Source organism: Pedobacter sp. GSP4, from assembly GCF_051857575.1.
GTDB lineage: Bacteria > Bacteroidota > Bacteroidia > Sphingobacteriales > Sphingobacteriaceae > Pedobacter.
The window spans coordinates 387939-407628 of sequence record NZ_JBPZIR010000004.1 but is presented as its reverse complement, the minus strand read 5'-3'; the positions used below and the strand labels follow the sequence as shown (position 1 = coordinate 407628).

Sequence of the window (19690 nt, the reverse complement as noted above, 5' to 3'; positions counted from 1 at the left end):
TAAAGTCAAATTGAAAGTCATTCACATCACTGCTTCTTATAAACCAGCTTATATTTATGGTGGACCTATACAAAGTGTGGCGAAACTATGCGAAGTGCTGTCGGGCGATAAGCGTGTGGCGGTTTTAAAGGAAGAGATCCTTCGTTACACTCAGGATGACAAGCCCGGTAATCAGGATGACAAAACAAGTGAACTGGATAACAAATGCCTCGAAGTAGAGGTATTGACTACAACTGCAAATGGTAAAACTGAACTGAAGATACCAATTGGTGTTCCGGTTTTAGTTGAAGGAGTGCCTGTTACGTATTTTAAAAGGTGGACTAAAGATCATAGTCATTTTTCGCCGGGGTTGTTGTGGGGATTGAGAAAGACCCTTCGACAGGCTCAGGGTGACAAGCTTAGCATTCAAGGTGACCAATTAAGCACAGCTAACCAAATACTTAAAGGACCACCCCGCCTTAAAGGTACCCCGCGGAAGGAGGAGAATGTGATCCATATCCATGCCTGGTGGAATTTGGTTTCGGTACTGAGTTGCCTGGTTGCAAAATGGTATAAGATTCCGGTGGTGCTATCTCCCCGTGGAATGCTTACCTCTTACACGCTTGGTAGCCGCAATTCTTTATCAAAGAAACTGATCCATACGTTGCTAGGTAAAAACCTGCTACAATACTGCCACATCCATGCTACCAGTGAACAAGAGCAAGCTGATATTTTAAAAATTGTTAAGCCGAAAAGTATCAGGGTGATTCCGAATCTGGTGAGTTTGCCGGCACAAGTATCAAGTAGTGGGTATGAAGTATTTGGTAGCAATTATCGGGTAGCGAATGAGGAGGATCAAGCTGAAGGTCGTTTTAAACTCATTTTCCTATCACGTGTTGAAGAAAAAAAGGGACTGGAGCTTTTATTTAATGCCCTTGCACTTGTAGATATCTGCTGGCATTTAACGCTTGCGGGCTCTGGTGAGGAGGTGTATGTACAAAGCCTAAAACTTTTGGCTAAGGAACTGAAAATTAACGACAAAATTGATTGGGTTGGGCAGGTTAGCAACCAAGATAAGTATAGCATGATAGCTGCACATGATTTGCTTCTGCTTACTTCTTATAATGAAAACTTTGCCAATGTTGTGGTAGAAAGCCTTAGTGTTGGTACTCCAGTACTGATTAGCGAAAAAGTAGGCCTGGCCGATTATGTTAAAGATAAAGGGCTGGGCTGGGTAACGGGGCTGGAAACTGATGAGATTAGCCGCAACATTACCTCGGCCTGTTTAAATACCGAAAAAAGACAGCTTATCAGAGATACTGCCCCACTAGCTATCCGCGCAGATTTTAGCGATAATACCTTAATTAAACAGTATCTCGAATACTATAAAAGCATATATACCATTTTAATCGTGATTGAAATCGCTCGTATATGAACAACAACTTTAGTTTTATAATACTCACCTTTAATGAGGAAATTCATCTTCCGAGGTTATTGGAATCTATCCAAAAACTGAATGCCAAAATCTTTATCCTGGATAGTGGAAGTACCGATAAGACTTTGGAAATTGCCAAGGTTTATGGGGCCGAGGTAAAACAAAACCTTTTTGAAAACCACCCCAAACAATGGGATTATGCTTTAAAAAACTTTAATGTAACAACTCCTTGGACTATAGGCTTGGATGCCGACCAGATGGTTACCCCAGCGCTTTTGGATAGACTTGAAAAATTTAATGATAGGGATTTCGAAGGTGTAAATGGAGTTTATTTTAACCGTAAAAACTTCTTTCAAGGCCATTGGATCAGGTTTGGGACCTACTACCCTTTCTATCTTTTAAAGATGTTTAGAACAGGAGTTGGTTATTCGGACCTGAATGAGAATATGGATCATCGGTTTATTGTGCGGGGCAAAACAGTAATCTGGAAAAAAGGCTGGATTTTAGAAGAAAACCTAAAAGAAAACGACATTGATTTTTGGAAAGCTAAACATGAACGCTATAGTGACCTTGTTGCGCAGGAAGAAATAGAAAGAATGCAAAAATTAAGGTTACAGCACCTTAAACCCAATTTGTGGGGCAGCCCCGATGAAAAGCGGGCATGGCTAAAGCAACTGTGGTGGAAACTGCCCCTAGGCATTCGCCCCTACCTTTATTTTGGTTACCGAATGTTTTTTAAACTGGGTATATTTGAAGGGACAACAGGCATTAAATTTCATTATCTTCAGGGTTTGTGGTTTAGGAAACTGGTTGACAAGAAAATTAAGGCTTTACAAAGGATAAATAGATCATCGTAATTATAAATGCCGATAAATATGACACAAGAAGAAGCAAAAAAACAGGCCAATAAAAAAGCATTAAAATTTGTAGTGGCGTTATTTCTACTTTATATATTTTTTAGTCAGGGAAACCTGTTTATGAACAGCGTAATGAGCCCCGATTCCAGGTTTTACAATGCTTATATTGCCAATCACCTCAACTACATACAGGGACTAAAAACTGCATTGATTGTACCAGCCGTTTGGCTTATTAAACTTTTTGGCTTTTATGCCATTTATAATGCTTCGGATGTAATGGTGGTGGCAGGTCCGTACCTTCGGGTAAACTACTCGTGCCTTGGCTTAGGTGTAATGAGTTTTTTAGCGGCATTTGTACTTGCCTTTCCAGCTTCATGGAAATCTACCATCAAAATGTTGATCATAGGCTTTGTTGCAATCTATGTATTAAACGTATGTCGTATTGCTGGATTGGGTATCTTATTGGGCTTCTTTAAATCGCAACGCAATAACTTTACCTACCACCACGAGGTTTTTAACATTATTGTTTACGTGTGCATTTTCACCATTTTGTACATCTGGATTAAAAAAAGCAATAAATTAGTGGCTGTTTAACCTAATTGCCACCATTAACTAAAGATAAATTTTGCTAAAAACGCAGTTACGTAAAGATTTTGACACTGGTAGTTTCAGTGTTGGTGCGGGTATTGTTAAACAGTTTCTGTGGTACTTTACGGATGTATTCTTTTTTAAAAGCCGCATTATGCCTATAAGCGCTGTGCTGGTTTTTCTGTTAAGATTATTCGGTGCGAAAATTGGCCGCGAAGTGCGTTTAAAACCTGGCATCCATGTTAAATATCCATGGAAGCTGGAAATAGGTAATTATAGTTGGTTAGCGGAATGTTATATTGATAACCTAGATTGGGTAAAAGTTGGTGAGCACTGTTGTATTTCGCAACAGGCCATCCTCATTACCGGTAACCACAATTATAAACTTTCGGGTTTCGACCTGATAACAGCACCAATTGTTCTCGAAGATGGCGCTTGGGTAGGCGCAGGTGCCCAAGTTGGGCCGGGCGTAACTTTGCATAGTCATAGCGTATTAACCATAGGCAGCGTTGCCACCAAAAATCTATTGGCTTATGGCATTTATCAGGGCCATCCGGCAGCAAAGATTAAAGAACGGGTATTGGACGCCTGATACAGTCAGTAATTTTTAGTGATATTTCAAAAACGAGCGGTTAATAGCCTCTCGTTTTTAATTTATGTTGATTATTGTCAAAATATTTACTATTCTGTTAAATAATAAATCACCTCATTTTAAAAAATATCAGGATATTTGTATGTCTATCGAGTAAAGCTATTTAAGTTGGTAAATTTTAAATTTGGGAAGAATAAGTATTCACTTTCTTCCAACCTTATTTTCATTACTTTTTTAATCGGGATAATCAATCTGTTTTTCTACGATTACGAGAGCGTGCAAGAATTTGTAGTACTCTTGTTTATCCTGTTGTTGCGCTATCTACTCTTTGTTATGATTAAGCGTAGGTTTTCGTGGAGCAAATATTTATTGATTTTGATTATTGCCAGAAGTGCTTACCGCCTTTATGAAGTTGCAGGCCAGGCAGATGCCAGTGCGGTAACCAAAGTAAACCTGGTTTTACAGCTCATCATTTCTATACTCGCGTTTGCCATTCTTTTTATCTTCCCAAAACTGAAAGAATGGATGAGTGAAAAACGTAAATACATTTCGGCAAATGGTATTCCAAACTCCTCTACTTAATTTAAGAAGGACTACATGTTAGTTGTTATGGATGTAGCTTCCTTTTTTTAAGATAACCGGTTAGTTCGACAGGCCTATCGGTTTGCAATATTACCGGGTTAAAGCCGATCAGCCAGCCCCAACTCTCTTCTTTTTGACCCATTTCTACTGCCCTATCATCATCGTGCCCTCCATTTAATGATGGCCATAGGCTATTTAACCACAGTAGCGATTTCTGCTTATTAACTTTTAACAATTTTAGGGACGACAAGGTATCGGTATCGAAAATAGGCTGGATTATCGTTTTGTGATGGACAGCATAAGAGCTGATGATTTCATCTACATTATTGTTTTTCATATTTACCACAACCATTAAATAAGCATCACGTGGTAAGGTGTTTTCGGCTGTAAGTTTTCCGTAAAGCATATTGTCGCCAACATTTACAATGGCCTGATCGGTGGTGGCGGTTTCTTTCAACACCTTAAAAACCAGATCAAGGTGATCATTTCCTTTATCTACATTGATGAGTATTCTGCCTTTTGCTGCTAACATCATTTCGCGCAATGTGGGAATCGGATGTGGGGTTAACCTGCCCAATCCATTTTTTAACCTGAACCTGCTGAGCTCCTCCAAGGTATAATCGCCTACTTTGCCTTTGCCATTTGTTGTACGGTCGATCGTATTATCGTGCATGATGACCATTTGGCTGTCTTTGCTCATTTTTACATCGAGCTCCATCAGGTCGAATTTCTTTTCAATACAGTTTTTAAGTGCCTGCAATGAATTTTCGGGTGCATTTCTCCAATCGCCACGATGTGCAGCCACCAATATTCCCTTGCTCCTGCCTTTTACAACTGCATCAAGTTTTTCTGCCGGACTTTGCGCCAAAGCACCGAAAGCAGTAACAACAAGTAAAATTACACTGGTCAGCAAATCACGTTTCATACTTTTTTGGGTTAAAATTTTAGCGCAAAGCTATTAACAAGTGGTTAAGGGCATATTTAGCCAAGGTTAACTTTAATATCAAGGCGGCCAAATGATTTAAACCGATAAAAAATGAACTGGTTTTCGCCCGATTTAAATCGGTGTTCGTCGAGAACTTACAGCCGTTGGTATAATACAGACCAAACCCGTGAAACGTTTGTGGTGGATCGTCGTCTTATTATTAAACAATCACAAAATATTATATAAAACTATAAATAAAAACATTATGAAAACTTCAATCTCAACCCTAACAAAATCATTAGTAGCAGCTATCGTTTTAAGCACAACTTTATTTACTGCTCAGGTATCAGCCAACGAAAAAACTCCGGTAAAAGTTTCGGCACCAAAAAATTTCACTAAAGTGATGGTAAGTGGCAATGTAGAGGTTACGCTTATCCAACGCGAAACAGAAGGCATTAGCTATGCAGACGACAATACCGGAAAGGTAAAAGTGATGCAGGATGGTTACGATCTAAAAATCACCGCTGAAGATAACGCACCAGCTAAAATTGTTGTGTACGTTAACCATATTACCAGGGTTCAGGCATCGGGCGATGCTGTAGTAAAAACAGCCGGACAGTTAGATACCCAATATCTTCAGGTATTTTTAAAAGGAAACGCAGCTGCCGAAATCAACTCGGACACAGAGAGTTTATACACTGTTATTGAAGGCAATGCAGATTTAAAATTAACTGGAGCAACTAAAAAACACACTTTGGTAATGGGCAATACCCAAAAACTTAACCTCGATAAATTTGCTTCATTGCAAACAGAAATGAGCAGCCCTGAAACAACAGTGCAAACTGCAGCGCTTGCAAAATAAACACCAGCATTTTAACAAAAAAAAGCGGCCCAATGAGCCGCTTTTTTTTGTGATGTATCTTCAAAACAAATTAGGGATTGATAGTCAGGTTTTTCCCTGCGATATCTTCCCAACGGTAGAAATGGAAAGTTTTATCATCGCTCATGGCTACGAGTAAGCCATGTTTAAAATCGGCATTTAAAGGTACTGATACCACATCAATTCCATCGGTTTGGTTAGCCGAGTATTTGATTGTAGCCAATAGCGGGTGCTGATTAGGCGCCCCTGTTTTACCTTCCCTAGCATAAACCTTTAACTGTCTGGCGCCTTGGTCGGATACCAGAACATAACCTTTGTTGCCTGCCGTTTTATAAATGGCAATGCCTTCGTTATCTACAGCAAAATCTCCCTGGCCAAATAGCGAAAGTTCTTTATTGCCTTTGGCCGGATCTGCATAATATTTGCGTACGCCAAACTGTTCATCGCAATAGTAAACGAAACCCAGTTCATTATCAACGGCAATGGCTTCGATTTCTTTTTTACCGCTATAATTGCCAAATTTCCGCACTAAATCGGCTTTAACATGGCCGTTTCCATCGTCACTTAACAGGTATTGCCACAGGTAACCACCTTCTTTTGGGCCGGTTTTACGGCCAACAATAGCGTAAATTTTCCCTTGAGGATCGGTATACATCGAAATGCCCATTAAATCGCGATATTCATTAGCTGTTTCGCCTACAAATACCGGAATCCCGCCATTATCTACCGGTTTCATGTCTGGCAGGGAATAAATCCTGAGTTTATGGCTCAATCTTTCGGTTGTTATGGCGATATCTGTTTTTTTCCCTCCCAGGTCTAATCCATAAGCAATATCAACATTATCGGGCCTTTGCAAACCTTTAACTGTTTTGGATTTAATGATTTTTCCTTTCAGGTCGAAAACATACAGACCTCCTTTTGCATCTTTATCGGTACCGATTACCAACGATTGTGATGGATCAACCGGGTTAACCCAAATGGCAGGATCATCGGTATCAAAATCAACGGGTTCTGAAACATAAAGCGGCTTTACGGCAGTACTATCTGCTTTTTGTGCAATTCCATTACAGGAAAAGCACAGTGTTAAAATTGCAATTGCTGCAATGGGGATAATAATTCTATTCTTCATTTTAAATTTTAGTACCGTAAGCACCTACAAAAGTAGATGGCGCCGGTGAAATATAAGTAATACCATTTTTCATTACGATGCCAGCGGCATGGTGGCGGGTAAAATTGGTGATCCCCTTGCCCAAGGCAGGAGAATTTCCCTGTAAATGAAAATCCCAGGCGGTGTTAAAATCGGCATTGCCAACAGCTGTATTTACCGGATAATTAACAAATTTTGGGTCGTTAGCACCTGCAGCGGTACCAATTACATCATTTTTGCCGCCAATAATATCGCCTACCGGTTGAAACTGGTTAACTGTAGCCTGGTCGTATCCGTAGTACCAGTTGTTGCTGTAGGCAGAACGGGCATCTTCTGGTTTCTTTGGATCTCTTTTTATACCGAAACGGGTATTGGCGAACAGGTTATTGAACAGATCGGCACGGACCGTACTTTCCAACCAAACTGAACCTCCTTTAGCCGTTGGTCTTCTCCAGCCGGTATTTACCATGGTATTGTTATAGGCTATAATATAAGTTTGTGGTGTTTTATCGCCACTGTTTGATAATTTTAGCGCATTGGTATTGGTGCTGTAAACCAAGTTGTAGGCTATATCTGCCAAACATCCCGACTTAAAATTCATGGCCTCTCCACCTGTTACCCCTGTGGTGTAAAATACATTATTGGCAAAAATTATTCTTCCACCCTCAATGTAGGTGCAGTCTTCCTGCAGGTTTCTGAATATGCTGTTTTGCACTACCAATCTGCCTTTTGCATTGGAGAACCAAAGTGCCGGAAGATTTTCGCCAGCTACAGCTTTGTAAAGGCCCATTTTAACCGAAGTTGAAGCATCGGAAGTGGTAGCGCCGCCATATTCGATAATGGCATGATCCAAAACCAGCTCTTCGCAGGTTGGCCCAGCTAAAATACCGCCCCAAAGTTTACCAAATTTCTTTTGGGCTGTTTTGTAAAATTCGTTAACGGTAAATTTAATCGGGTTCTCTGCCGTTCCTAAGGCATATAGATTTCCTTTTACAATAATTTCGGGCTTGGCCACCGTATCCATTAATACGGTAACGCCTTCTTCGATGGTTAGCGATTTGCCCTCGGGAATAATGATATCCCCTTTGATGACCTGGGTACTCCCTCTTGCCCAAACGCCAGAAACTTCTCCAATAGCCGAGCCATCTACCGCGGTGGTATCTACATCAATGTTGGCTTTTTCGCACCCTGCCAGCGCCAGCAAGGCCAATATAAGCAGTTTAAAAATCTGATTTGATTTCATGTCTTTATCTTTTTAAAATTCAATTAATTAAACTTATATCTGAAGCCAACTAAATAGTTCTGGCCATAATAATCGCTTCTGATCAGGGTATTTCCATCCTTTACCAAATCTTCGTTGATTTTGTTGTTCTCAGGGTTGGTACCTTTGATGAATAATTTTGCAGGTGTATTTAAAATGTTATTGGCTTTAACAAAAACGCTTATTCCACCTTTAAATCTTTTCTCTGCTGATGCATCCATCTGGATGAAACCTTTCTGCCATAAATCGTTATTTAGGAACTGAGAAACCGTGTTGATACGCGAGCCGGTGTAGGCAGCAGCAAGCTGTGCATCCCAGCCTTTTTTCGTATCCTTAAACAATAGGGATACGTTGGCAATATGCTCAGACTGACCGTAAAGCGGGCGTTCCTGCTCAACCGAAAGTGCCTGGATATCGCCAGTTGTAGGGTTAATGGTGCGGGTTGTTTTAGGTGTTACAATACGGGAGTGGGTATAGGTATAATTTGCCTTGATACCGATTTTGTTGAAATATTTGATATAATCTACTTCTGCGCCATAGTTATTGGCTGTACCAAAATTGCCAGGCGTGTAGTATATATCCTGTCCGCGAACGGCATCGGCCTGGAAAGTATATTCGATCGGGTTTTTGATTCGCTTGTAGAACGTACCAATCAACAACTGTTCTGATGCACCTGGAAAAAGCTCGTAACGTAAATCGAAGTTATCGGCCAGGGCGCGTTGCAGGTTTGGATTGCCACGCTCCTGAAATTCCTCGTTAACCACTTTACCGGGAACAATTTCGTAAAATCCAGGGCGGTTTAGCGCTTTGTAGTAAGAGGCATGCAATTGTGCTTTTTCTGTTAAGAAATACTTGGCTGTTAGGCTTGGCAGAACGTCGGTATATACCTGATTTCCTTTCGGATAAGTTTCTCCTGCCGGGAAAAGCAGGTTGTAGCCCTGATTGGTATGTTCTACACGGGCACCTCCAATCAGTTCGAGTTTAGCCGAGCTGTATTTAAACATACCATAACCTGCAGCAATTTTTTCTGATGCATCATAAGTAAGCGAATTGGCCACGGCCCCTGTTGGATTGCTCACTACCAGGTTTAAATCGGTATAATTCTGAAAATCTACACCATATAATTTCTTGGCATCGTTAGCGCTTGGTGCCAGGTTATAATTGTTAAAAAAACTGCTTCTCTGTTTATCGCGATATAAACCACCGGCCATGATATCGAGTTTATTTTCGCCCAAGGTAAAGCGATAAGTAAGATCCAAGTAACCCGCCAAATCCTCGTCAGTGTTACGTTCCCACCTACGGGTAACGGGATTGGTGTTTACCAAACTGGTACGCCTGCTTTGGAAATTTTGTTCCACGCCATTTAAGCTGATACTGGTGTTTTCGGGTACATCGTTTTTAGCTGAAGAATAAACCGCCGACCACTGCAGCTTGAATTTATCGTCAAAGAATTTATGGTCGCCGTGCAAAGTACTGTTGTAAATCTGCTGCTCAGTTAAACGGCTACGGGTATCGTAAACCAGTTCTGCATTGCCTGCTGTTGGGTTATAAACGCCATTGTAGGTGGTACTTACAGCATCTCTCAACTGTTGGTTTTTTAAATTAACATATACGTTGTAAAGGCTTAACTGGTGGTTTTTGTTAAACGAATAATCAACCTTACCATGCAAACCGGTACGCTGTTGCTGCTCTGAAAATTCGCGGTAGCTTTTGCTGGTAATTACGGCATAGGCATCGGTACCCGCAACTGCATTATTGTAGAAAGTACTGTTGCTGCCGCGGTAAGTATTTTGATAGCTTCCGGCCAACACAACACCGAGTTTATTGTTTAAAAACCTTTGGCTGATGGATAAACTACCGATTAAATTAGGTGCTGGGCTTTTATATTTATAATCAAGCGTTCCTTTAGTGAAATCGTTTTGCGTGGCATTATAATTTTTGCCGTTTAGCTCGTAAGGCGATTTATACTGAATATCAGCCGAATTGAAACTGGCAAATTTACGGTCGATAAACAATTGGCTGTAACCAGATGAAAGGTTGGCGTTTACCTGAAACTTACCGGGTGCGTTTTTCATTACCATGTTAATGGCCCCACCAATGGCATCGCCCTCTAGGTTTGGCGTAAGCGTTTTATATACTTCTAAACGTTCCAGTAAGTCGGCTGGGAATAAATCGAGTGGTACGTAACGGTATTTGTTATCGGGACTTGGAATCTTTACCCCATTAACGAGGGTGTAATTGTACCTTTTATCCATGCCCCGTAGTATGGCGTACTGACCATCGCCGTTGCTGTTGCGCTCAATAGAAACGCCAGAAACACGCTGGGTGATATTGGCCACGGTTAAATCGGGAGAAATTTCGATTGCCCTGCCTGATACGATGTTCATGATCTGTGTTGCATTTTTCTCCAAACGGCGCGCACCCTGATCTGTAGCGGCTACGGCATTGGTTTTAATGGTAACATCATCCAGGCTTTTTGAATCACTTTCCATATAAAACTTTAAGTGTTCATTGTCTTCTTTTTCAACTGTAAAAGTTTTGGTAATGGTTTTATACGTAATGTAACTTACGCTGATTTTGGCAGAACCTGTTGATACTCCTTTGAACTCAAAAGTACCATCGAGGCCGGTGTTGGTTACCCGTTTAGGGTTTTCGAGCACCACTGTGGCCCCAACTATGGCCTCACCGGTTTGCTTATCGTAAACGTGCCCTTTTATTTTTGTAGCGTTGGCTGTGCCCGCACAAAAAACAAGAAAAAACAGAATTTGTAAAAGTTTGTTCATTTTGTTTGGTAATGTCTTTTTATTTATTGACGGGGCAAAGATGTATACGCCAGTTTATACCCCAAAATTATGAGGGTTACATAAAGGCAACAGCGTTACAACTGGCATATATGAAAAAGCAACAATAAAACATAACAAACTAATAATGAATAGATTAAACATTAACAGAAACGCCGTTATGCTTTTATTACCGTTACATTAACAAATTGTTAAGCAGATCAATACAGGCTAAAATTTGATTTTTTGCTTTGAAATGTAACGCTTAAAGGGCCTGTATAAATGCGGATAAATTATCGCCCTGGGCTAAGTTCAACTTCTTTCTTAACCGGTACCTGGAAACCCTAAGGCTATCGGTAGAAATTCCAAGCAAGGTGGCAATATCGGCGGAGTCGAGATTCATTTTAAGCAAAGCGATTAAGCGCATATCTGCCGAAGTTAGCTCGTTGCTGAATTTTTTAAGCTGCTCAAGAAACTGATGGTGCACCTGCTCAAAAGCCTGCGTAAATTCTTTCCAGTTGCGCTCGTGGTTAAAGCTTTGGTTAATTTCGGTCAGGATCTGGTTCATCTGCCTTTTCTGATCGCGTTTATCGTCTTTTACCATCGCCTGCAAGGTATTGCGCAGGTTTTCGAGGAACTGGTTGTGTTTAATCAGGTTTAAGGTATGTGTAGAAAGCTCGCGGCTTTTCACTTCGAGCTGCTGCTTCAGCTGTTGTTCTTCGAGCTGCAGGTTTTTAAGTTCCAAACTGGTTAAATCGTGCTGGATATCTTTTTGTTTGGTCAGCATTTGCTGATCTTTTAATTTTAAACGCTGCCTGCTAAATATAACAAAACCTAAAACAACGGTTAAAAGTACCACAATGGTGGCCGAAAATGCAATAATCCGGTTGATCTTTTTATCATTCTGTAGCCTGGTAATTTCATCCGATTTTTTATTGATATCGTACAACACCTGTAAAAAAGCAACCTGACGCGCACCATCTTCTGAATATAAATCGATGGTATATTTATAACCCAGTTTAACATAATAGTAGGCACTGTCCATTTGGTGCATTAATTCGTAGGCCTTGCCCAAATCCCTGCAACACGATGCCAGCTGATAGATATTGCCCAGTTTATCGGCGAGTTTCATTGCCTTTTGTGTTTCTGCAACGCTTTCCTGATATTTGCCTGTTTTACGTAAAATATCGCCCAGGTTATTAATTACCTCTATGCTGCCCAGTTCGTTATGGTCTTTTTGGTATAAATCGAGCGATTTTTTAAAATGCTGGTAAGCCAGGTCATATTTCTCTAAGTCTTCATATATACTGCCCAGGTTTTCGTAAATCTTTGCCGCACCACTGACATCGCTCGTCTGCTCATTGGCCTTTAAAGCCAGGTTCTGATAATAAAAGGCACTATCGTAACGGGTACGTTTTTCGTAAAGCTGGCCAATCTGACCAAAAATAGCCGCCTGCCCTTTTACATTGTGCTCCTTTTTATAAATGTTCAAAGCCATCAAATAATTCTTCATGGCTTTATCTGGCTGCTTAAGGTAGTAATATAAGATACCAATATCGCTTAGGTTTGCGGCCAGCAATAAAGGCTTATCGTTACTGTTAAATATTTTTTCGGCCTTTAAAAAAAAGTCGAGCGCCTGCCTAAAATGCCCCTGACGGTAACATACCTTGCCCATTTGCTGTAAGCATTTGCCTTCTAAAATCGCATCGTTGTTCTCGATAGATTGGGCATATATCCTTTTCAGTTCAATAAGCGATTCGATTGGCTTTTTCGATTGATGGTCGAAAAAAAGCTCCAGTTCTTTTTCCTGCGCAGAGGCAGTAAAACACAATTGGAAGAATATCAGGAATGCGCAAACGTATTTCATCATGCTGAAAGATAATTTTCAACAAAGAAAGAACGCAGAGGTTAAGTTAATGTTAAGGAAGGAGCTTGTAGGGAAAAAATCACAGCATTTAAGTTTTTCTTGCTCTTTTCTGTTGAAGAAACATTTTAGCTGTTTTTCAACAGATGCATATTGCATTGTATATTTTTATTAAATATTAAATCAACTTTTAAAACCGCACGGATTATTTTATTTCTGAGACAAGTTTTTGCGCCCATTCAGGCAAATTTTCTTGAGAAATGTATACGTCTCCTTCACTAATAAATAATAATTCTCTTGGAGCTTGAGAATGCCCTTTTTCTACAATTGAATTGTCGAATAGTGTAACCGAATCAAATTGAAAATAATGCTTGTATAAATTTTTAAAGCCGTGTTCGAAATTATACTTTATAGATTCTTCACTCACTTTATGTCCTCCTGTTCTAACCCGATGGGCAACCCTTTCAATTGATTCTTCAAGAGAATTTAAGCCCATAAAGATCAAGTGTAGTTCATAACCGTTTTTTTGAAATTCCAATGCGGTTGACATAGGGTTCTCCGAGCGAAAATTTGTCTCGTAAGCATAATTCAATTTTTTCATCATTGCTTCAGCCTTTTCACGCGAAAAAATTTCTTCATCAATATAGTTCCACAGTGCATCACTTCCTATATCTGAAAATTTCGTGGAAAGTTGAGCCATATGCTTATCTCCATCGAAAACTTCGTAATCAGATTGACTAAGGGCTTTAGAGAATAGACTCTTTCCAGATCCATTAGGACCTGCAATAATAAAAAGCCTTGGTTTACTCATTAAACAAGTACTTTTATGGCTTTCTCTTCAGAGTTTTCTGTGTTAATTTCAATCAATACCTGGCGACCATTAGGATAACTGTGAATAAATAATGCTGGTTCGGCATATTCACGGCTTCTAAAAACCTGAGGCTGTCCTAAGCTGGCATTACGTTCTAAGACTTCTGCAAGAATTGAGTTAAACCGGCGTTGCTTGGTAGCCTTGCTTAGCTGGAAAATCATTTTTTTTTGCTTTGATGCTGGCATATTCTTATAAACTACTATCTACAAAGATAATCATTTCAATTTAAAATAATTCCAGCTCAAACTGCTGTTTGCTTTAATCCCCTTGGTATCTTAAAAGCTTTCGCATTTGGTAAAAAACCCTTTCTATCAACCTTAAATCCTGCGTTACAATTTCGGCATTGCCTTTAAGTTCTTTATCAAAAACAAGGTTCTGGTGGTAAGAAGTTTTTAAACCATTGGGCAGCGTCACATCTACATAATAATTGCCCTTGTCATCGGGTGCGAAAGCTATATTTTGCACCCTTCCTTCTACAATTCCATATTCTTGGTAACGGTAATTATCCAGTTTGATCAAAACCTTTTCGCCGGGACTAATTTTTCCGGAATTGCCAGCCGGGACCGACATCCGGCCAACCAGTGCCTGCTTGTTATCGGGCAAAATGGATAAAACCGCATCACCTTTTTTGATAAACTGGTTTTCGCCCCAGAACTGTTGAAAGCTAACCATGCCATCGGTAGCAGAAATAATGAGGTAATCTTGCTCCCATTGCCGCAGCGATTTTCTTAACTGCTCAAATAACTGTAAGGTTTGCGAAGCAAAATTAATTTTGTCTTTTTCGGCATTAATTGTGGCTCCGCTTTTTGTTTTGTTAAGGTTTGCAATGCCCTCCTGGGTTTGAGAAAGTGTAATGTTTATGGTTTCTAAGCTTTGCTGTGCCTGTAAGAATTTTATTTTTTCGGTTTCGAGCTCAGTTGCTGAAATTACGCTCAGGCTAAAAAGTTTCTGTGCGCGCTGATGGCTTTTCTTTACCAGCTCGTATTTGGCCAGCTCGAGCTCTTTTTGTTGCTTTAAGTTGGTTATCCTACTCTTGTAGGCCGAAATATTCTGATCGGTAGCGATGTTTTCGGGCGCGTAGGGCTGCAACCGGCTAAATAATTGTTCGTCTTGAAAGGCTTTGGCAAAAGCATTATAATCGGCCTGGAGTTCGCCCAATTTCAATTTTGAGATTTTATGGATCGGGAAAGATGACAATTCATCCTGCGAAATGGAATCGGCTATTTTTTTAAGTTCGAGCAAATCGAGGTAGTTTGCAGTAGACTGCAAAACCAGCAGCACTTCGCCTTTCTTTACCTTTTGATGGTTGCCAACAAATACTTTCTCGATTTTAGCATCGGTTCTGGCCTGCAGTTTTTCGGGCGGGTTTTGCGAAGTGACCACAATGGGCGCCGGTACAAATTCGGGATACTTAATAAAATAGCTCATCAATACTCCCATTAAAATTGCCGCCAAAATAATGGCGTTCCCCCAACGGAACATCCAATGGGGCGGCTGCGATAGAACATCCTGCACACTTTCTGAGCGCAGCTCTATGTTATCCAATATATCTTTCTTAGTTTCCAAGTTCGAGCTGGTTTTTAATTAGCCTGTAATATTCTCCTTTTTGGGCCACCAGCTGGGCATGGTTACCTTCTTCAACAACCCTTCCTTTATCCAGCACCACAATTTTATCGGCATGTTTTACCGTCGATAAACGGTGTGCAATAACGATTGCTGTTTTCCCCGTAAAAAACTGTTCCAGGTTTTCGATAATGATTTTTTCATTGTTGGCATCGAGTGCGCTGGTTGCTTCATCGAAGAAAATAAATTCGGGCGATTTATAAACGGCCCTTGCAATAAACAGCCTTTGTTTCTGTCCACCACTAATGCCCAGGCCCTCATTACCGATTTTGGTATTGTAGCTCAATGGAAGGCTTTCAATAAAATCTTTAATGTTGGCAATTTCGATGGCCTTCCTTAGTTTTTGCTTATCAACCATTTCTTCACCAATAGCAATGTTATTGGCAATTGTATCGTTAAATACATAACCCTCTTGCATTACTACGCCGCAGTGGTTGCGCCAAAGCCTTGATGAGATATTTTTCATGTCGGTATTGCCGATTTTCACCTCCCCGGCATTTGGATCATAAAACTTCATCAATAATTTTAGGAGCGTAGTTTTTCCACTCCCACTGGCGCCTACTATGGCCGTTGTTTTCTGATACGGAATGGTGAGGTTCAGGTTTTCGAACACGAAAGCATCAGAACCGGTGTACCGGAATGATACATCGCTGAGCGCAATATCGTTCTGCGGAATTTCAGCCACGTATTGTTCTTCATGGCTATCCTCATCTTCTTTATCGTGGATTTCGCCCAATCTTTCTAAAGAAATTTTGGCATCCTGGCTCTGTTTAATAAAATCAATGAGCTGCATGAGCGGACTGTTCAGCTGTCCGATAATGTATTGAACCGAAAGCATCATCCCCAGGGTGAGGTTGCCGCTTAACACCAGTTTTGCGGCCAGAAAGCTCACCAGGATATCTTTCATCTGGTTGATGAAATTTCCGCCTACCGATTGCCATTGTTCTAAGGAAAGCGATTTAATCTGCACTTTGAACAGCTTTACCTGCAAAAATTCCCAGCCCCAGCGTTTTTGCCTCTCGGCATTGTGCATTTTAATTTCCTGCATGCCGTTAATGAGCTCAATTACCTTGCTCTGCTCCTGCGATATCTGCGAAAACCTTTTGTAATCGAGTTCTTTTCTTTTCTTCAGGAAAAAACTGATCCACACTACATACACAATTGCGCCAATTAAGTAAACCAAAAACAAACGGTAATCGTAGCACAACAATACAATGCTAAAAATGATTAAATTAACCAGCGAGAAGAGGGTATTGAGCGATGAATTGGTTAGCAGTTGCTCTATCCGGTGGTGGTCGTTAATGCGCTGCATAATATCACCGGTCATTCTGGTATCAAAGAAACTGATCGGCAGTTTCATCAGCTTGATAAAAAAATCGGAGATAATTGAAATGTTTATCCGGGTAGAAAGATGCAATAAAATCCAACTGCGGATAACTTCAATGCCGGTTTTGCCAATAAAGAGCATTACCTGCGCCAGTAAAATCAGGTAAATAAAATTGAGGTCCTGGTTTTGGATACCCACATCTACAATGCTCTGGGTAAGAAAGGGGAAAACGAGCGACAATAAACTGCCAGCCAGCAAGCCTATGGCGAGTTGAAAAACCAGCGATTTATACTTAATCAGGTATTTTGAAAGGAAAGAAAAACTGGTTTTCTTTTCTGTTTCGTTAAATTCGTCTTTAAAAAAAGTAGGGCTGGTTTCTAAAATCAAAGCAATGCCTTCTTCTGTGTCTTCACGTGCATTTTCGCCTATCCAGCTTTTAATAAATTCTGATTTGCTGTAAGTAATCAGCCCATGGCCAGGGTCGGATACATAAACCTTTCCTGATTTATCGATTTTATATACGACAACATAATGGTTTTTGTTCCAGTGTACCAGGCAGGGCAAAGGAACTTCGGCGGCCAAGGTGTTAAAATCGATCTGTACCCCTAATGTTCGGAAGCCTAAATTTTCTGCAGCATTGCTTAAGCCCAGCAAGCCACTTCCTTCCCGCGTGGTTTCAGCAAGATCGCGAATCTGCTGCAATGGAATATTCTGTCCGTAGTATTTAGAAATAATACGCAGACAGGTTGGCCCACAGTCTTTAGAATCGGGTTGTTTATAAAAGGGGAAAGATTTCATGTTAAATAGACCAGGCTTTTTTGAATTCCCTTGTTAATTTCTTTTTGTTGATCACGCTTCCGGAAGCTGAAATTGTAATCCCCGAATCGCTTAAACTAAGATAGCCCGGTTCATCATCCCACTTAGACATGAATGGATTATAGCGGCATTCGGTTTCATGATACCACTTTTCCTTTCCTTTTATGGGTACGCGGCTATCTACGCACATGTACCTGAATTCGCAATCCTGACATACCAGCGTATCCGTTTTTTTGATATTTCCCAGCTCCAGAAATGCATTTGAAGAGATGGTATTCAAAAATTGAGCTTTGGTAATGGACTGTATATTGCCAAAACCTGCCAGATTGTTTAAGCCGTTTTTAATCTGGCCAGCCACATCAATGTATATTTTTCCTAAATAATAGGAGTGGTAATTGTAAGCTTCAAAAAAATGCTCCCCATTAATATCTAATTTATCAACGGTTAGTTTGCTCTTGTAATCAGTAAAGCTCTCTTCAAAAAAATTATAGTAAATGTTGCTGATCAACTTTGTTTTCTCGGCGGTAATGGTGCTGAAAAAATTAACTGAAAAAACCAATTGTTGGGTGCTAAAAGCCTCGCAATATTCTTCAAAAAGTTCGGCGTTAAAATTTTCAATGTATAAATAGATGCCATCTATCTCCAAGGTATTTATTTGTTCGACAAGCATTAGCAGATTAGCATCTAATTCGGGCGCTATGATCGAGATATTCATCAAATATTGTTCTGCAATAAAACCGAAGAAACTGTGATCGATATTAGCATGAACAACCAGGTTGCTAAACTGGTTAGGCGTGTGTAAATTTCTATCTAAGGGGATAAACCTTTTGCGTTGATCAGGATCTGAAAGTTCGAATATGATTTCCTCCTGCATCAAAAAATCTACCAGTTCCTGCCTTTCCTCTGCATTCTTAATTTTAAAAAAGGGAATAAAACCGTTGGTGTTTAAAACCGCGTAGTACTCGTTCGGGATAAAAAAATAATCTTTTCTGAGTATATCGTAAATAATGGCCCTATTGTAACCTTTAACGGGCACACACAGCTGGTTTCTTAAAAATAATTGCTTCATATTGGTGATTTATAGAAAAGATCTAACTGTAAATTACTGGTGTTAAATATTTTTGAGCCCCGGGTTTTAACCAAATATTTAGGCTTATCTTTTTTTAGCAAAGATTTTAGGTGCACAGGTGCGGTTCCTTCTTGAATTTCGAGTTTTATCTTGTCCATGTTATAGCGCTAATGCAAGCTCCTTTTCAAGGTTATAATTGCAGGGGTTAGATACCATTCCAAATTGACCAATGGGGTTGAGATCTAAAAAATAGTATTGCTGATCTTCTTTCGCATAGATAACATCAAACGAAGCGCAGTTGAGTCCAATCCCATCTAATAATTTTTTTATTTTACGCTCGTAAGCTTTAGGCAACTGATATGGATTTAACCGGTTGGGTTTCACCTGGTCGTAGTTTCTAAAATCTACGTTAGTATTTTTGTTGTTCTGAGAAAAAATAGCCATCGCGTAAAAATTTCCGTTCAGGTAAAAAACCCTGATCTCGTAGGCTTTAATGATATTTTTCTGGAAAAATGTAGGGACAAATTTGTCAGGTAAATGATTGATGTCATCCAAAGTAATTTCAGCAGTGTAGGATAAATGCGCGAAATCATCAGCATCAACGATATTAAACGGAATGCTTAAGGGTTTTGAGATTAGCTTTTTCTCCTGATGATAGAAACTCAATAAAGTATTTTTACAACTTGTGACGAGAAAATTGGGTGCCAGAACATCAAATTTCTTGCACAAATCCATCAGATAAAGCTTGTTGATATCCCTTGTCCTAAAATTATTTATACCCGGTTTCTGATCCAGCACATAGTAGAAATACTGCACTAAAGTTGCAATTTCGGTAGGCAGATAATCTTTTAACAGCTCACTGCTGAGGTTTTTTAACAAGTATACTCCTCCCCTGCGGTACCATATTTTTGTGATTTGAGCACTGTTAACTGTTTTACCATCGATTTTTATCGTAAAATCATCTTTCGTAAGCGCTATGATTTCTACATCAGAATTTTCATTCAGCCGAATAAATGGCTTTTTCATGTTTATTAACCAGTTAATTACCTTACTGGTCGAATAATCATCATGGATGGAGAAAATTAATATCATAA

The 19690-nt window shown here is 39.9% G+C and carries 17 protein-coding genes; 6 read left to right on the top strand and 11 right to left on the bottom strand.

What is annotated here, in order from left to right; all coding sequences use genetic code 11:
* The first annotated feature begins 10 nt into the window (after positions 1–10).
* The 5 genes from ACS5PU_RS12600 (at position 11) to ACS5PU_RS12580 (ending at position 4033) form a co-directional block, all read left to right on the top strand.
* Positions 11–1414 (top strand): XrtY-associated glycosyltransferase XYAG1, encoded by a 1404-nt coding sequence (locus ACS5PU_RS12600; protein ID WP_439459524.1) that lies wholly within the window; start codon positions 11–13, stop codon positions 1412–1414.
* The gene (locus tag ACS5PU_RS12595) at positions 1411–2271 is read left to right on the top strand and encodes a glycosyltransferase family 2 protein (protein ID WP_439459523.1); all 861 of its coding nucleotides are present in this window, start codon (positions 1411–1413) and stop codon (positions 2269–2271) included. Before ACS5PU_RS12600 ends, ACS5PU_RS12595 begins: the two co-directional genes overlap by 4 nt.
* 18 nt (positions 2272–2289) lie before the next feature.
* Positions 2290–2865 (top strand): exosortase Y, encoded by a 576-nt coding sequence (gene xrtY, locus ACS5PU_RS12590; protein ID WP_439459522.1) that lies wholly within the window; start codon positions 2290–2292, stop codon positions 2863–2865.
* A gap of 31 nt (positions 2866–2896) precedes the next feature.
* Positions 2897–3451 carry a WcaF family extracellular polysaccharide biosynthesis acetyltransferase gene (locus tag ACS5PU_RS12585; protein WP_439459521.1) on the top strand — a complete coding sequence of 185 codons (555 nt, stop codon included), beginning with the start codon at positions 2897–2899 and terminating at the stop codon, positions 3449–3451.
* Between the two features lie 168 nt (positions 3452–3619).
* Positions 3620–4033: a hypothetical protein gene (locus ACS5PU_RS12580; RefSeq protein WP_439459520.1), complete on the top strand. Its 414-nt coding sequence runs from the start codon at positions 3620–3622 to the stop codon at positions 4031–4033.
* Positions 4034–4058: 25 nt separating this feature from the next.
* Here the strand turns inward: ACS5PU_RS12580 and ACS5PU_RS12575 are convergent, their stop codons facing one another.
* Entirely contained in the window at positions 4059–4958 is a 900-nt protein-coding gene (locus ACS5PU_RS12575) for a glycerophosphodiester phosphodiesterase family protein (RefSeq protein ID WP_439459519.1), read from the bottom strand.
* A 265-nt stretch (positions 4959–5223) separates the two neighbouring features.
* Between ACS5PU_RS12575 and ACS5PU_RS12570 the strand changes: the two genes are divergently transcribed.
* Complete coding sequence (locus ACS5PU_RS12570; RefSeq protein ID WP_439459518.1) at positions 5224–5820, top strand: GIN domain-containing protein; 597 nt, start codon at positions 5224–5226, stop codon at positions 5818–5820.
* Between the two features lie 70 nt (positions 5821–5890).
* On the opposite strand, the gene ACS5PU_RS12565 is transcribed toward ACS5PU_RS12570, so the two are convergent.
* From ACS5PU_RS12565 to gwsG, 10 genes are all read right to left on the bottom strand, one after another.
* Positions 5891–6967 carry a phytase gene (locus tag ACS5PU_RS12565; protein WP_439459517.1) on the bottom strand — a complete coding sequence of 359 codons (1077 nt, stop codon included), beginning with the start codon at positions 6965–6967 and terminating at the stop codon, positions 5891–5893.
* Position 6968: 1 nt separating this feature from the next.
* The gene (locus ACS5PU_RS12560; protein ID WP_439459516.1) at positions 6969–8228 is read right to left on the bottom strand and encodes a right-handed parallel beta-helix repeat-containing protein; all 1260 of its coding nucleotides are present in this window, start codon (positions 8226–8228) and stop codon (positions 6969–6971) included.
* A gap of 23 nt (positions 8229–8251) precedes the next feature.
* The gene (locus ACS5PU_RS12555) at positions 8252–11029 is read right to left on the bottom strand and encodes a TonB-dependent receptor domain-containing protein (RefSeq protein WP_439459515.1); all 2778 of its coding nucleotides are present in this window, start codon (positions 11027–11029) and stop codon (positions 8252–8254) included.
* Between the two features lie 262 nt (positions 11030–11291).
* The gene (locus tag ACS5PU_RS12550; RefSeq protein WP_439459514.1) at positions 11292–12896 is read right to left on the bottom strand and encodes a tetratricopeptide repeat protein; all 1605 of its coding nucleotides are present in this window, start codon (positions 12894–12896) and stop codon (positions 11292–11294) included.
* Positions 12897–13095: 199 nt separating this feature from the next.
* A complete protein-coding gene (locus tag ACS5PU_RS12545) occupies positions 13096–13701 on the bottom strand; it encodes a zeta toxin family protein (RefSeq protein ID WP_439459513.1) in 606 nt (201 codons plus the stop codon).
* Positions 13701–13946, bottom strand: coding sequence for a hypothetical protein (locus ACS5PU_RS12540; RefSeq protein ID WP_439459512.1), 246 nt, complete (start codon positions 13944–13946; stop codon positions 13701–13703). The genes ACS5PU_RS12545 and ACS5PU_RS12540 overlap by 1 nt, the downstream gene beginning before the upstream one ends.
* Before the next feature lie 73 nt (positions 13947–14019).
* Entirely contained in the window at positions 14020–15327 is a 1308-nt protein-coding gene (locus tag ACS5PU_RS12535) for an HlyD family secretion protein (RefSeq protein WP_439459511.1), read from the bottom strand.
* Positions 15317–17509, bottom strand: coding sequence for a peptidase domain-containing ABC transporter (locus ACS5PU_RS12530; RefSeq protein ID WP_439459510.1), 2193 nt, complete (start codon positions 17507–17509; stop codon positions 15317–15319). The genes ACS5PU_RS12535 and ACS5PU_RS12530 overlap by 11 nt, the downstream gene beginning before the upstream one ends.
* A 1-nt stretch (position 17510) precedes the next feature.
* Positions 17511–18596 carry a hypothetical protein gene (locus ACS5PU_RS12525; RefSeq protein ID WP_439459509.1) on the bottom strand — a complete coding sequence of 362 codons (1086 nt, stop codon included), beginning with the start codon at positions 18594–18596 and terminating at the stop codon, positions 17511–17513.
* A 159-nt stretch (positions 18597–18755) separates the two neighbouring features.
* Positions 18756–19688, bottom strand: a complete 933-nt coding sequence (gwsG, locus tag ACS5PU_RS12520; RefSeq protein WP_439459508.1) for a grasp-with-spasm system ATP-grasp peptide maturase — start codon at positions 19686–19688, stop codon at positions 18756–18758.
* Between the last annotated feature and the right edge of the window lie 2 nt (positions 19689–19690).

Excerpts from the sequence above, each read along its gene's own strand:
- ACS5PU_RS12595 (WP_439459523.1), top strand. The coding sequence starts at position 1,411 with ATGAACAACAACTTTAGTTTTATAATACTCACCTTTAATGAGGAAATT.
- xrtY (WP_439459522.1), top strand. The coding sequence starts at position 2,290 with ATGACACAAGAAGAAGCAAAAAAACAGGCCAATAAAAAAGCATTAAAA.
- ACS5PU_RS12545 (WP_439459513.1), bottom strand. The coding sequence starts at position 13,701 with ATGAGTAAACCAAGGCTTTTTATTATTGCAGGTCCTAATGGATCTGGA.
- ACS5PU_RS12530 (WP_439459510.1), bottom strand. The coding sequence starts at position 17,509 with ATGAAATCTTTCCCCTTTTATAAACAACCCGATTCTAAAGACTGTGGG.
- ACS5PU_RS12525 (WP_439459509.1), bottom strand. The coding sequence starts at position 18,596 with ATGAAGCAATTATTTTTAAGAAACCAGCTGTGTGTGCCCGTTAAAGGT.
- ACS5PU_RS12550 (WP_439459514.1), bottom strand. The coding sequence starts at position 12,896 with ATGATGAAATACGTTTGCGCATTCCTGATATTCTTCCAATTGTGTTTT.
- ACS5PU_RS12540 (WP_439459512.1), bottom strand. The coding sequence starts at position 13,946 with ATGCCAGCATCAAAGCAAAAAAAAATGATTTTCCAGCTAAGCAAGGCT.
- ACS5PU_RS12565 (WP_439459517.1), bottom strand. The coding sequence starts at position 6,967 with ATGAAGAATAGAATTATTATCCCCATTGCAGCAATTGCAATTTTAACA.
- ACS5PU_RS12560 (WP_439459516.1), bottom strand. The coding sequence starts at position 8,228 with ATGAAATCAAATCAGATTTTTAAACTGCTTATATTGGCCTTGCTGGCG.
- ACS5PU_RS12575 (WP_439459519.1), bottom strand. The coding sequence starts at position 4,958 with ATGAAACGTGATTTGCTGACCAGTGTAATTTTACTTGTTGTTACTGCT.
- ACS5PU_RS12555 (WP_439459515.1), bottom strand. The coding sequence starts at position 11,029 with ATGAACAAACTTTTACAAATTCTGTTTTTTCTTGTTTTTTGTGCGGGC.
- ACS5PU_RS12570 (WP_439459518.1), top strand. The coding sequence starts at position 5,224 with ATGAAAACTTCAATCTCAACCCTAACAAAATCATTAGTAGCAGCTATC.
- gwsG (WP_439459508.1), bottom strand. The coding sequence starts at position 19,688 with ATGATATTAATTTTCTCCATCCATGATGATTATTCGACCAGTAAGGTA.